13 protein-coding genes are annotated in these 13,059 nt (G+C 59.8%); 4 read left to right on the top strand and 9 right to left on the bottom strand.

Annotated elements, in window-relative coordinates; translation table 11 throughout:
• Positions 1 to 50 precede the first annotated feature (50 nt).
• The gene (locus tag K7H21_RS12810; RefSeq protein WP_142468987.1) at positions 51 to 947 is read right to left on the bottom strand and encodes a LysR family transcriptional regulator; all 897 of its coding nucleotides are present in this window, start codon (positions 945 to 947) and stop codon (positions 51 to 53) included.
• 107 nt (positions 948 to 1,054) lie between these two features.
• Here K7H21_RS12810 and K7H21_RS12815 point away from each other — a divergent pair, with 107 nt between their 5' ends.
• From K7H21_RS12815 to K7H21_RS12830, 4 genes are all read left to right on the top strand, one after another.
• The gene (locus tag K7H21_RS12815) at positions 1,055 to 1,795 is read left to right on the top strand and encodes an SDR family oxidoreductase (protein ID WP_223035835.1); all 741 of its coding nucleotides are present in this window, start codon (positions 1,055 to 1,057) and stop codon (positions 1,793 to 1,795) included.
• A 222-nt stretch (positions 1,796 to 2,017) separates the two neighbouring features.
• Positions 2,018 to 2,923, top strand: coding sequence for an N-acetylmuramic acid 6-phosphate etherase (locus K7H21_RS12820; RefSeq protein ID WP_223035836.1), 906 nt, complete (start codon positions 2,018 to 2,020; stop codon positions 2,921 to 2,923).
• 331 nt (positions 2,924 to 3,254) lie between these two features.
• Complete coding sequence (gene mqo / locus K7H21_RS12825) at positions 3,255 to 4,865, top strand: malate dehydrogenase (quinone) (RefSeq protein ID WP_232391418.1); 1,611 nt, start codon at positions 3,255 to 3,257, stop codon at positions 4,863 to 4,865.
• Between the two features lie 215 nt (positions 4,866 to 5,080).
• Entirely contained in the window at positions 5,081 to 6,007 is a 927-nt protein-coding gene (locus K7H21_RS12830; RefSeq protein ID WP_004119671.1) for a LysR family transcriptional regulator, read from the top strand.
• Here the strand turns inward: K7H21_RS12830 and mdcH are convergent.
• The 8 genes from mdcH to mdcA all read right to left on the bottom strand — a co-directional run bounded on the left by mdcH (position 5,997) and on the right by mdcA (position 13,049).
• On the bottom strand, positions 5,997 to 6,899 hold the full coding sequence (gene mdcH, locus K7H21_RS12835; protein WP_123829298.1) for a malonate decarboxylase subunit epsilon: 903 nt from the start codon (positions 6,897 to 6,899) through the stop codon (positions 5,997 to 5,999). The genes K7H21_RS12830 and mdcH overlap by 11 nt on opposite strands.
• Positions 6,896 to 7,516 (bottom strand): malonate decarboxylase holo-ACP synthase, encoded by a 621-nt coding sequence (locus tag K7H21_RS12840; RefSeq protein ID WP_142471281.1) that lies wholly within the window; start codon positions 7,514 to 7,516, stop codon positions 6,896 to 6,898. Before K7H21_RS12840 ends, mdcH begins: the two co-directional genes overlap by 4 nt.
• Before the next feature lie 2 nt (positions 7,517 to 7,518).
• Positions 7,519 to 8,478 (bottom strand): AEC family transporter, encoded by a 960-nt coding sequence (locus K7H21_RS12845; RefSeq protein ID WP_142471280.1) that lies wholly within the window; start codon positions 8,476 to 8,478, stop codon positions 7,519 to 7,521.
• A gap of 130 nt (positions 8,479 to 8,608) precedes the next feature.
• Positions 8,609 to 9,409, bottom strand: a complete 801-nt coding sequence (gene mdcE, locus K7H21_RS12850) for a biotin-independent malonate decarboxylase subunit gamma (protein WP_142471279.1) — start codon at positions 9,407 to 9,409, stop codon at positions 8,609 to 8,611.
• A complete protein-coding gene (locus K7H21_RS12855) occupies positions 9,409 to 10,242 on the bottom strand; it encodes a biotin-independent malonate decarboxylase subunit beta (RefSeq protein ID WP_142471278.1) in 834 nt (277 codons plus the stop codon). The genes mdcE and K7H21_RS12855 overlap by 1 nt, the downstream gene beginning before the upstream one ends.
• Positions 10,235 to 10,534, bottom strand: coding sequence for a malonate decarboxylase acyl carrier protein (gene mdcC / locus K7H21_RS12860; protein WP_004119678.1), 300 nt, complete (start codon positions 10,532 to 10,534; stop codon positions 10,235 to 10,237). Before mdcC ends, K7H21_RS12855 begins: the two co-directional genes overlap by 8 nt.
• 17 nt (positions 10,535 to 10,551) lie before the next feature.
• On the bottom strand, positions 10,552 to 11,394 hold the full coding sequence (locus K7H21_RS12865) for a triphosphoribosyl-dephospho-CoA synthase (protein WP_004119681.1): 843 nt from the start codon (positions 11,392 to 11,394) through the stop codon (positions 10,552 to 10,554).
• The gene (gene mdcA / locus K7H21_RS12870; RefSeq protein WP_223035837.1) at positions 11,394 to 13,049 is read right to left on the bottom strand and encodes a malonate decarboxylase subunit alpha; all 1,656 of its coding nucleotides are present in this window, start codon (positions 13,047 to 13,049) and stop codon (positions 11,394 to 11,396) included. Before mdcA ends, K7H21_RS12865 begins: the two co-directional genes overlap by 1 nt.
• Positions 13,050 to 13,059 lie beyond the last annotated feature (10 nt).

The raw sequence follows: 13,059 nt of genomic DNA on the forward strand, positions 1-13,059 counted from the left end.
AAAGCCGTGTAATAAAAGCAAAATCAGCCTGACAGCCAGTCTGGCGGTCGCTATCTGCCGCCGACAGCCAGCAGATAGTCGATAAATGCCCGCAGCGGCGATGCCATTTGCTTACGGCTGGGGTAGTAAACGTAAAAACCGGGGAAGGCCGGGGTCCACTCTTTTAGTCGCTGAACGAGCTGGCCTGTCGCCAGCCAGGGATCAACCTGATGAGCAAACTGATACGCAACGCCTGCGCCTGCGAGCGCCAATGGCGTCAGCATGGCCGGCTCATCGACAATGATGGGTCCTTTGACCGCAATCTCGCAGCTTTCGCCGTCGCGCTGAAACTCCCAGCGATACACGCTGGCATCGCTTGGCCTACGATAGGTCAGGCAAGGATGCTGCAGCAAATCCTGCGGTTTATGGAGCTGCGGCGCCTGCGCCAGGTAGCGCGGCGAGGCGACGACTTTCATTTCGAGGTCGCCGCTCAGCCTGACGGCAACCATATCCTGATGGAGCTTTTCACCGAGACGAATTCCGGCATCAAAACCTGCCGAAACGATATCGACCAAAGCGTCATCAGTGACGATATCCAGCTCAATTTTGGGGTAGCGCTGCATAAAGCCGCCCAGCACCGGCGCCAGATAATGAATCGCGGCGATGCGCGAAACATTGAGGCGCAGGCGGCCCGCAGGCGCGCTGGCCGTCTGGGCATCGGTCACCGCATCCTGGAGAGCCGCCAGCGCAGGGGCCAGCCGCTGCATCATGCGCTTGCCGGCCTCGCTCGGCGCGACGCTGCGCGTGGTCCGGTGTAATAAACGTACGCCGATGCGCTCCTCGAGACGACGGATGGTTGCGCTTAAGGTGGAGGTCGTGACGCCGAGATGCGCCGCCGCCCGGGTAAAACTGCCTTGCTCAACGACCATCGCGAAGGCTCTTAATTCCGCAAAATCACTTCCGCGCATTATGGCGATTTCCCCAAACAGTCTTGTTGATAATAGGCATATTATCAAACAGTCTCCCGCTGGTTACCATCCTGATGAATATCATTTAACGGACAGGGGAAACGACGATGGCGAGATTTAGCGCAAAAAGAGTTCTTATCACCGGTGCGACCAGCGGGATTGGGCTTGCCGGAGCAAAGCGTATCGATAGCGAAGGCGGTTGGGTGATTGCTACCGGACGCGATCCCCGACGGCTGGCGCTGCTACGCGGGCAGCTCTCGGATCGGGCCAGGGTCATCGACAACGATGCCAGCGATCCCCTGACCGGCGAGGCGCTGGCCGAGGAAATTCACGCCTCCGGCGGGCTTGATGGTCTGTGGCTCAATGCCGGATATGCCGCCGTTGGAGAGCTATCGCAGATTGATGCCGCGGCCTTTGACCAAATGATGGCGACCAACGTGCGCGGGCCGGTTCTCCAGATGGCGGCGCTCGCCGGGAAGCTTAATCCAGGGGCCTCGGTGGTGGTGACGGCATCCACCTCCGCTTATGAGGGGGCCGCGGCGGCGAGCCTCTATTCGGCGACAAAAGGGGCGCTGATTTCATTAACCCGCTGCTGGGCATCGGCGTTAGGCAAAAAAAATATTCGCGTTAACGCCCTGGTTCCCGGTCCGATCGATACCGATTTTCGTCATTTTATGCGCGATGAGGTGCGCCGGGAGTTTGAAGCCTCGGTTGTCAGCCGCCTGGCGCTTCACCGTCAGGGGACGGCGGCTGAAGCGGCTGAAGTGGCGCTGTTTCTGCTTTCCGATGCGGCGTCATTCGTCAGCGGAGGCCAGTATGCCGTTGATGGCGGGCTGACCCTGCGCTAATTCACCCTTGACGTCTTAGCTTAACCTCGTCGCGCCTGTGGTTGGATAACGACCAATCGGCAGCTGAATGGCTTCAGGGGAGCGAAAACTGTGACTCCGGTGGCGGTAACGCGCGTCGCTTAAGCTTTACACTGCCATTAATAGCCATGGTCAATGAAAGGGTTTGCCTCAGGCCTGCGCTTTCGTCCCGGAAGGTTCTTTCGCATTTAAATGGAGGTTTTTATGAGCAGTAAGCCAACCGCTTCAATGATGGAACGACGCCACCCTGAAACCACCCATATTGATAGTCTTGCCACCCTCGATATGCTGACGCTGCTGCACAAGGATGATAAGCAGATTGCCGATGCCATTGAGGTCTGTCTGCCGGCTATCGCGCGCCTGATTGATAACGCGACGGCGACGCTCAGTCGGGGAGGGCGGCTGATAATTGTGGGGGCCGGGGCATCGGGCCATGCCGCCGTGCAGGCGGTGAGTGAATTTACCCCGGAAGGAAAACACTCGCTGGTCGGGCTTAGCGCCGGCGGGCCGACCGCCACGCGGCAGGAGCAGGACGCCGCGGCGAATAACTACGACCTTGGGGCTTTTGAACTTCAGGCGCTGCAGTTCAGCAACCAGGATATGCTGCTGGCGCTGACGGTCAGCGGTAAAACGCCGTGGGTCTGGGGAGCGATGCGCCATGCCTGGTCGCTGGGCGCGCCGATTGCGGTTGTGACGCAGCAGGCCACGAGCGAAGCCGCGCAGCTGGCGGATATCATCATCGCCCCGCAAACCGGACCGGAGGCGGTGGCGGGCTTTGGTAATCCGAAAGCGCAAATCGCGCAGCGGCAGATCCTTAACATGCTGACCAACGGGCTGGCGATTCGCGCGGGAAGGGTATATCAAAACCTGCGGGTCGATCTGCAGGCCAGCACCCCGCACGAGGCCGAGCGGCAGATAGCCATCGTGATGGCGGCGACGGCGTGCTCGCGCAGCGAGGCCAAAGCCGCGCTGGCCAGCTGCAATCAGCACTGCCGGACGGCGATATTCATGTTACTCAGCGGGCTGGATGCCTGGCAGGCGCGCGAGCTGCTGGCAGAGCACAACGACCATCTGCGGATTGCGCTGCGCGCGGCCCATACGGTAGCCTGAATGAACGTACCCGGCGCGTATTCGCGCCGGGTGATAAATTTAATTCGTCTACAGCGCTGGCGTTATTCCCCACCTTTTATCCTTTTATTTTTTTATTCCTGCACGGGTAAATCACTATTGCTTTCCGTATTCTCCATGCTGGCGTTATTTTTACTTTTTTAAGTTAAAAAACCAGGTAAATAGTAATTAGCCATGTGTGCGAAAGTGTAAATGATATTTTAAAATAAAGTAAAAGTGCGTTAATATGCCCGCTCTTATTACACTTGTGCTATGTGATATTTCTATTATGCCTGCAATTAAAAATACGATTATATCTATGACCGCATTAGCGATGTTCGTCAGTACGGCGACTTTCGCAAATGACGATACCTCGAAAAAAACCGATTTCCTGCTGATTGGCGGCGGCATTATGAGCGCGTCGCTGGGGACCTGGCTGCATGAACTCCAGCCGGACTGGAAGCAGGTCATGGTTGAGAAGCTGGATGGCGTCGCGCTGGAGTCCTCTAACGGCTGGAACAACGCCGGTACCGGACACTCGGCGAATATGGAACTGAACTATACGCCGGAACGCCCGGACGGCACCATCGACGTCAGCAAAGCGCTGGATATTAACGAACAGTTTATGATCTCCCGCCAGTTCTGGACGGCGCAGGTTAAACGCGGCATTTTGCACGATCCGCACTCCTTTATTAACTCCACCCCGCACATGAGTTTTGTCTGGGGAGATAACGTCGATTATCTGCAAAAACGCTACGCCGCGCTGCAGCAGACTACGTTATTCCAGGGGATGAAATTCTCTACCGACCACGCGCAAATAAAAGAGTGGGCGCCGCTGGTGATGGAAGGGCGCGATCCGCAGCAGCGCGTTGCGGCAACCTGGACTCCGGTGGGTACCGACGTTAACTATGGGGAAATAACTCGCCAGCTGATCGGTAGCCTGAAGAAAAATAACAACTTCACGCTGCAAACGTCTTCAGAAGTTACCGATTTTAAACGCAACGCCGATAATTCCTGGCACGTAACGATTAAAAATGTGAATAGCGGCGAGGAGCAGGCGATCGATGCGAAATACGTATTTATCGGCGCCGGCGGCGGCGCGCTGAAATTACTGCAAAAAACCGGTATTCCGGAAGCGGATAATTACGCCGGCTTCCCGGTAGGCGGCTCCTTCCTGATGACCGAAAACCCGGCAGTGACCAAAGCGCACCAGCAGAAAGTTTACGGTCAGGCCTCGGTGGGCGCGCCGCCGATGTCGGTCCCGCACCTTGATGCCCGTTTCCTCGACGGCAAGCGCGTGGTGTTGTTTGGGCCATTCGCCACCTTCTCGACAAAATTCCTGAAAAACGGTTCGTTCCTCGATCTGCTGAGCACCACCACCACTGATAACGTGCTGCCGATGACCCACGTGGGTCTGGACAACTTCGATCTGGTGAAATATCTCATTAGCCAGGTGATGCTGAGCGACGACGATCGTTTTGCGGCGCTGAAAGAGTATTACCCAGGCGCGCGTAAAGAGGACTGGAAGCTGATTCAGGCCGGTCAGCGCGTACAGATCATCAAAAAAGACGCAGAGAAGGGCGGCGTGCTGAAGCTGGGCACCGAAGTGGTGGTCGACGAGCAGAAAACCATCTCCGCGCTGCTGGGCGCTTCGCCGGGGGCTTCTACCGCCGCGCCGATTACCCTGAACGTAATTAAGCAGATGTTCCCTGAGCAGTTTAATTCGGCGGAATGGCAGCGCCGTATTCACGATATCGTACCGAGCTACGGCCAGAAGCTGAACGGCAACGTCGCGCTGACCCAGCAGGTTTGGGATGACACTGCGGCTACGCTACAATTGACCAAACCACCGGTGATTGAGATGAACGCCACCGCGCCGGTGATGACCGCCAAACCGGCGGAGCCGAAGGCGGAGACTTCACCGCAGCACGATATGGCGCTGTAAGCCCGCGCCGTTGACATTGCCCGGTGGCGGCTGATGCCTCACCGGGCCTACGAGCCTCTCTTCGCCGTCCCGGCGAAAACGATACATTGTCATTATCTCTCTCCTCGCGCTGATATCCCCCTTCCGGCTAATCCTTGATTGGTTAATTGCGGTTATACTGTCTTGAAATTACGAAAGAAAATGCGGATGAAGACAGAAATGCGGAGCGCAGGGCAATGAAAGACGACATTAATCAGGACATCACCTTCCGCAAGCTGTCGGTATTTATGATGTTTATGGCTAAGGGCAATATCGCCAGAACCGCTGAAGCTATGCAGCTGAGCGGCGTCAGCGTTCACCGGGCGCTGCATACCCTGGAAGAGGGCGTTGGCTGCCCGCTGTTTATTCATAAAGGGCGCAATTTGTTGCCGCTGCCGGCGGCGTGGACGCTGCTGGAGTACTGCCAGGACGTGATGAGCCTGATGACCCGCGGACTGGAGGCGACGCGCAAAGTAGCCGGCGTCGGGCAGGGGCGGCTGCGTATCGGTACGCTGTACTCGCTGACCCTGGAAACCGTGCCGCGCATTATTATGGGCATGAAGCTGCGTCGTCCGGAACTGGAGCTGGATCTCACCATGGGCTCCAATCAGATGCTGCTGGATATGCTCGAAGATGACGCGCTCGATGCGATCCTGATCGCCACCAATGAAGGTGAATTCAATAATTCGGCTTTTGATGTGGTCCCGCTGTTTGAGGATGATATCTTTCTCGCCGCTCCGGCGACGGAGCAGCTCGATACCACCGCCCCCGCCGAACTGCGCGATTACGCCGGGCGTAAGTTCGTTTCGCTGGCGGAAGGCTTCGCTACCTATGCCGGATTTCAGGACGCTTTTCAGGTGGCCGGATTTGAGCCTGAAATCGTCACCCGGGTCAATGATATCTTTTCGATGATTAGCCTGGTGCAGGCGGGCGTAGGTTTTGCCCTGCTGCCGGGCCGCATGAAAAAGGTATATGAAAACGACGTCCAGCTGTTGAAGCTGGCGGAGCCGTATCAGATGCGCCAACTGATCTCCATTGTCTACTCGCACCATCGCGAGCGCGACGCCGACCTGCTGGCGCTGGCTGCTGAAGGGCGGATGTACGCCCGTAGCCTCAGCCGTTAAGCCGGTTCGCCAGGTGACGGGCGACGTCGATACCGCTGCGCTCCAGCGAAATGCACTCTCCCTGCCAGCCCGCCTGGCGGGTGAGGCAGGTCAGCACGCCGCCGGGCGGCATCTCGATCGCCAGCCGTGCCTCCCGTTCATCAGCGGCAATCATCGCCTCCTGCCAGCGAACGGTTCGCGCCATATTCAGCGCCAGATCGTCGGCTATTCGCAACGGGTCCCATAACACACGCGCCGTGGAGCCGCTCAGATACGCGCAGCGCGGTCTTCTGAGGGTGACTTCAGCGAATGCTTTTGCCAGCTCCGCCGCCGGTTTATCCAACAGCGCGCAGTGCGAAGGGACACTGACCGTCAGCCGCTGTGCTTTACTGGCGCCAGCCGCCAGCGCCAGCCCGGCCACGCGCGCCATCTCATCGTCGCGTCCGGCAATCACAATCTGCGTTTCAGCGTTAAGGTTGGCGATATAGAGGTCGCTGTCGGCAATCAGCTGTTCCACGCGGTCGAGCGTCAGGCCCATAATGGCGGTGAGCCCGTAGCCGTGGGGATAAGCCTGCTCCATTAAATCGCCGCGTAGTGCCACCAGCCGCAGAGCGTCGCTAAACGCCAGCGCATCGGCAATCACCGCCGCCGGGAAAGCCCCAATCGACAGGCCGCTAACCATGTCCGGATTCACTCCATGACGCTGCAATTCTCGCGCCCAGGCGACGCCTGCGATCAGCAGGCACAGCTGAACCGCACGCGTGTGTTTTAACGCTGCGGCGCTATCTAAATGGTCTATTTCTTCGCCGAGCACGGTCCGCGCTTCGGCGAGAATATTCTGGCGGTCGGGAAGGCCGGCCAGCATATCCGGCCGCTGGTTTCCCTGACCGGGAAAGGTAAAGAGAATTTTCATGCTTCCTCCCTGTTCCAGGGTGCCGCGGTCAGGCGCGCGCCGCGGGACGTTTTCAGCAGGACGCGACCATCGCGCAGCCACTCGTTTAGCGCAAATGCCCCGGCGGGCGTTTCGACCTGGGTATCCGCCCGGCACGGCAGCTGCGCGATGCGGGACTGCCAGGCGAGCAGCGCCTCGCGGGGAAGCGGCAGCGGCGCGCGGATCAGCAGATCGAGATCGCTGGCCGCGTGCAGCACGGGAATTTCGGTGGCCAGCGCGTAGCCGGTACCGCCGGTAATGCCCCAGCGCCACGACCAGGGGTGCAAGGTCAGTGATATCGCCGCCTGAAGCGGCGGCTGAGAGACAAACGGCGAGCGCAGAAGCCGTTGGCGATCGGCGAGGGCTTCCGGGCTGACGATACGGACGATATTTTCTCTCCGTACCCAGCCCGCGGCCCGCTGTTCGCGCTTCACGCCCCGTACGCCCACCGGAACGCGGGCGTCGGCATCAACGTCGCGTCGTACCACCACCGGCAGACTAATACGCCAGTGTTGTGCGACCCAGGGCTCCTCAATCGCCTCCAGCGCGGCGGTATTATTCAACCAGATTAAATCGTGAGGACGCGGCGTTGATGACATCGTTAGATCCCTGACGTTAAAGTGATAAACAGCGGCAGCGACAGGATACACAGAACCGAGCTTAACAGCAGCACCGCTTCCGCATCCGGCGACTGCACGCCAAAGCGGTTGCCGAAGACCACGCCGAAGAAACCGGCCGCGAGGGCAATCATCAGAATCGCGGTAATGGCGATAGAACCGTGCAGCCCCAGCAGCATCACCAGACCCCAGGCGATAAACGGCTGCACCAGCAGTTTAACAACGGTAGAGGTGGCAATCAGCGTATTGAGCTGCAGCTTGCGCGCTGACAGAATCACCCCGGTGAGGAACAGCGCCGCGGCGGTCGCCGCCAGGCCCAGCGGTTTGATAGAGGCCAGCAGCAGATCCGGCATTATGATACCGATCGCCGAGAGCACAACCCCCAGTAGCGGACCCCAGACAATCGGTTTTTTGACCGAACGCCACATCAGTACCGGCAGCATCGCCAGCGTTGAACCGCTGTTCTCTCCGGCGGCGAGCGCTTTTTCACGCTCCAGAATCAGCAGGCAGAACGGCGTCATCAGTACCGAGCCGCAGGCGATGGAAACGGCGACGGAGAGTGAGGTTGACGCGCCTTCGCCGAGCACGCTGCCCAGAATCGGCAGACCAAGGGCGGCGTAGTTCGGCAGCGCTACGGTCAGGGTGAGCACGGCGGCATCCTGCGGCGAGCGCTTAAAGACGCGGGTGGCGAGGAAGTAAATGGCCGCATAGGTAATCCACATCGCCCCGGTGAGCACCAGTACCAGCGGCGATTGCGCGACGATACCGTTCCAGGGGGTTTGCACCGTGGCGCTAAACAGCGTCGCGGGCAGGGCGAAATCCATTACGAAAATGTTGAGTAACGAGACGTTTTTGTTATCGACCATTTTGGCCTTACCGGCCCAGAAGCCCAGCAGCATGATGACAAAAATCGGCGCGAGGGCATGAATAATCACATAAGTCATAAATCACCTGTTAATAAAATAGAGTACTGGCGCGATTGTTATAATTTCTAAAAGCGGTCTCTTCCTGAGGCACGCTATCGGTGCCTCAGGCGGCCGCTTCCGGCAGGTTTTCTTCTACTTAGGGACTGGACTACCAGCTGGCGCGCATGCGATCGCGCACTCGTTGGGAACTACGGCGGTTCTCTGCGCCAAGGCGGCACTTCAGTGAGGCATTCCGACGGGCGTCAGCGATGGCGTCGCGCAGGGTATCGGTGACCAGCGTCAGATCGCGGGTGTCCGGTGCGTCAGGATTGCTGATATCCAGCAGGGCGGAGAGCAGGCCGAGCGTCGCGTAGTTGCTGACGTCATAAGCCATCGGCGGGATGGTGGCCGCCAGTTTCTCCAGCGCCTCAACGCTACGTAGCGTGATACGCGCGGCGGATTCTTTGCCCATGGCGTGCACCAGTACGCCGGCGTCATTAAAGGCGATCAGGCGATTGGCCTGGTAACCGTGGGCCAGAAACGCCCCGGACATCGCTTTGCCGACAATCAGGCCAATCACCGGATGCCCGGCAAGACGCGCCTTCGCATACGCGCCCGCCGCGCCGGCCAGCGCCTGATGAATACCAAAGGCTTCTTCACGACGGCCGTAGGCCTGGCTGGGGACATCAATGACCGCAATAATCGGGCGCTTCACCGTTTTATCCGCATCGGCGTCGATAGTTTCGTTGACCACTTTCGCCAGCGTCCAGCCTTCAAGCAGGCCGACTTCGCCGTTGGCGGCGCGCGGGTAATGGTTATTGGCATCCGGCACCACGGCGATAAAACGGGCGGTTTCACCGTTACAATCGGCGTCGGCAACCTGCACCGAGGGGCACAGACCGGTCATTAGCGGGGCGTTCGGCGCCAGCTGGTTTAGCCACAGCGCGGCGCGATTTGTGAACTGGCTCATTATTTCTCCTCCCGGGCGAATAGCTGTTTGATCTGCGCGGTATCCGCCTGCTGGCGGGTATCGAAGCGGGTCAAACGGGCCAGGAAATCCTCATATTTGTCGCTGCGATGCCGGGCGGGAACGCCTTTGGCTATCGCCTCGTTCATTGCGGCTTTCACCGCGTTAACGCCGTCGCCGACCAGGGCATCCACCAGACCGCTGGCGTAGCGAATTTCGCCGCCGGTCATGCTCCAGATAAACGGACGGTCGCGGGAGTCGTACTCTTCAATCCCCGCTTCCTGTTCGATAACCTGCGGTCCGTTGAGCCCCAGACGCGCTTCACGGGTGACAATCAGGTAGCTGCACAGCGCCGCGGCGATGGACATCCCGCCGAAGCAGCCAACGGTTCCGGCGACAATGCCGACCACCGGGGTATAGCGGCGCAGATCGACAATCGCGGCATGAATATCAGCGATGGCGGCAAGCCCCAGGTTGGCCTCCTGCAGGCGCACGCCGCCGGTTTCCAGGCACAGCACCGCCTGGGTAGGAATACCGTTGCGGTTATCTTCCGCCGCCAGCTCAAGGGCGGCAGCCATTTTCGCGCCGGAGACTTCGCCCATGCTGCCGCCCTGGAAGGTGCCTTCAATAGCGATAACCACCGCGGGCTGGCCGTTAATGGTACCTTTCGCGACCACCATACCGTCGTCGGACTGCGGGACGATGCCCTGTGCGCCCAGCCACGGCGACATGATGCCTTCGAACGGGTCCAGCAGTTCACGATAGCTGCCGTCATCCAGCAGGAGACGGGCGCGTTCGCGGGCGCGGAGTTCAATAAAGCTGCGATCGTTACGCATGAGCCACCTCCTCAAATACCTGTTCAATGCGGATCCGCGCGACGCCGGGGGTGGCGCCAAAGTCGTGGATGACCAGCTCTCCACCGGGGAGACCGTTAATCAGGCTCAGCCGTTCGAACAGCGCGTTCCAGCGCGCCAGGCTGTTATCCACGGAGGTGGTGATCTCCACATTGAGCGTATTGCTCTGCCCGGCGGTGTAGAGCACTTCCATATCGCCGGAGCCAACTACGCCTGCCAGCGCTTTGCCGCTGAGGGCGCGGTTGGCAGGGAATGACAATTTAATCTGTTCCATAACATCCTCTGAATGCGTTAAGCGGAAACCCGGTCGAGAAACAGGGTGGCGGCAAGAAGGTCCGCCGCGCCACCCGGCGAGGCGTTCTGCGCCAGCATCTGCGCATCAAGACGCGCCAGCGCGGCTCGCCCCAGGACCGTTGCACATCCTCCGGCGGCCAGCACCTCGCCTGCGCCTTGCCGCATTGCCTCAAGACCCGCCATCCCCGCGCGGGAGAGCACGCAGGTATCGCTAAGCGAGGTCATAATCGCCATCAGCGCGTCGAGACGGGCCTGCTCCTCGCTGGCCCCTTCGGTCCGGCTGCGCAATAGCTGCGGCAGCGCCAGGGTGGTGATATGCGGGAAAGCGCGCTGCGCTTCTTCCCGCGCGCCCGGAACCTGCCAGCGGCGGCTGGCGCGCAGGCCTTTACTGAAGGTCTTTGGCGCGCCGGCGTCCGGCAGACGGGCGAGGGCGGCGGCGGTTTCCGTAATTCTTTGTGCATGACCCTCTCCCCCGAGCATCGCCGTCGCGCTCACCAGCAGGCCCATCGCCCAGATAGCGCCGCGGTGGGTATTGACTCCCGAGGTCGCCTGCATCATCTGCGCTTCGCCTTCGCGTCCCAGACGGCCGACGGTTTCGCGCAGGGCGATATCCGCCGGTCGCCGCCAGCTCTGCTGTGCCAGCGCATGAAACGTTGGCTGCAGGCTACGGGCGGAGCGCTCCATCAGCGCCAGGTTCAGGTCCTGATGCGCGCCGTTGCCGCGACTGTCGACCAGACCCGGTTTGGGGCTGAGTCTTGCTTCGTCAATCAGGCAGATGCTGGCAGTTTGGGCCAGCCAGCGGGCGCGGGTTTCGGCAATTTGGGAAGAGAGTTTTTTCATTACCAGCTCCGGAATTTTGCCGGCGGGTTGTAGAGCCCGTCGGACCACTCAACCAGGTCGGCTACGCTGCCGGCGGCGAGCAGGGAACGGGTGGCGTCGCTGCGGCGGATACCGATATCTTCCGGATAGACGACTTTGCCGCTTTGGCGCAGTTCGGCCACGCGTTTGGCGTCCACGCCGAGGCCGATGTCGGTGATCCCCGCTACCGCTGCGACCATTGCCCGGCGCTCTTCAAGGCTTTCCGCCCGATAGAGATAGGCAATGCCTTCCTCGGTCAGCACGTGGGTGACGTCATCGCCGTAAATCATTACCGGCGCCAGCGGCATCCCGGAGGTTTTGGCCACTTCAACGGCGTCGAGTTTTTCCACGAAGGTTGGCTTCACGCCCGCCTGGAAGGTTTCCACCATCTGCACAACCAGCTTTTTACCGCGCTGCATCGGATCTGGTTCGGTGATCATGTTGAGCCATGCCGGGGTGGCGTGACGGCGGCCGTGCGGGTCGTGGCCCATATTCGGCGCGCCGCCGAAGCCGGAGAGGCGGCCGCGGGTTACCGTCGAGGAGTTGGCGTAGCCGTCAACCTGGAGGGTCGAGCCGATAAACATATCCACCGCATACTGTCCCGCCAGCTGGCAAAACGCGCGGTTGGAACGCATGGAGCCGTCGGCGTCGGTAAAGAAGATATCCGGGCGTGCGCGAATGTACTCTTCCATTCCCAACTCGCCGCCGAAGCAGTGCACGCTCTCGACCCAACCGCTTTCAATGGCCGGAATAAGGGTCGGGTGAGGGTTCAGCGTCCAGTGTTTACAGATTTTGCCCTTCAGGCCGAGCCGTTCGCCGTAGGTCGGCAGCAGCAGTTCGATAGCGGCGGTGTTAAAGCCGATCCCGTGGTTCAGGGATTGCACCTGATGCTCGGCGTAGATGCCTTTAATCGCCATCATCGCCATCAGGATATGCTCCTGCTTAATCAGACGCGGGTCGCGGGTAAACAGCGGCTCGATAAAAAATGGTTTATCGGCGACAACGATATAGTCAATCCACGAACCGGGGATGTCCACGCGCGGCAGATCGCACTCGTCATCAACCAGTTCGTTGACCTGCGCAATGACGATGCCGTCGTGGAACGCGGCGGCTTCCACCAGCGCCGGAGTGTCTTCGGTGCTTGGCCCGGTGTAGAGGTTGCCCTTGCGGTCAGCTTTATAACCGGCGATCAGCGCCACGTTCGGCGACAGATCCACGTACAGGCGGGAGTAAAGTTCGATATAGGTGTGAATCGCGCCGATTTCCAGCAGGCCATCTTCCAGCAGCTGCGAAATACGCAGGCTTTGGGTACCGGAAAAAGAGAAATCGAGCTTGCGGGCGATGCCTTTTTCGAAAAGATCCAGGTGCTCGCTGCGCCCGACGCTCGGCATAATCATATGCAGGTCGTGAATTTTTTGCGGGTTAACCTCCGCCAGCATCCGCGAAAGGAAATCTGCCTGTTTCTGGTTATTGCCTTCCAGTACCACCCGGTCGCCGGGGGCCAGCAGATGTTCCAGTACGGCAACCAGCTGGTCAGTGGGGATCACTTTGCCGGAGATCTTCGCCTCGGTCAGTCGCCGCTGTTTTTCCGTACGGCGACGGTTCCAGACTCTCCCCGTCGTTTGTTCGGCATTCATTATTAACCTC

The organism is Klebsiella sp. CTHL.F3a (assembly GCF_019890895.1).
Lineage (GTDB): Bacteria > Pseudomonadota > Gammaproteobacteria > Enterobacterales > Enterobacteriaceae > Klebsiella > Klebsiella grimontii.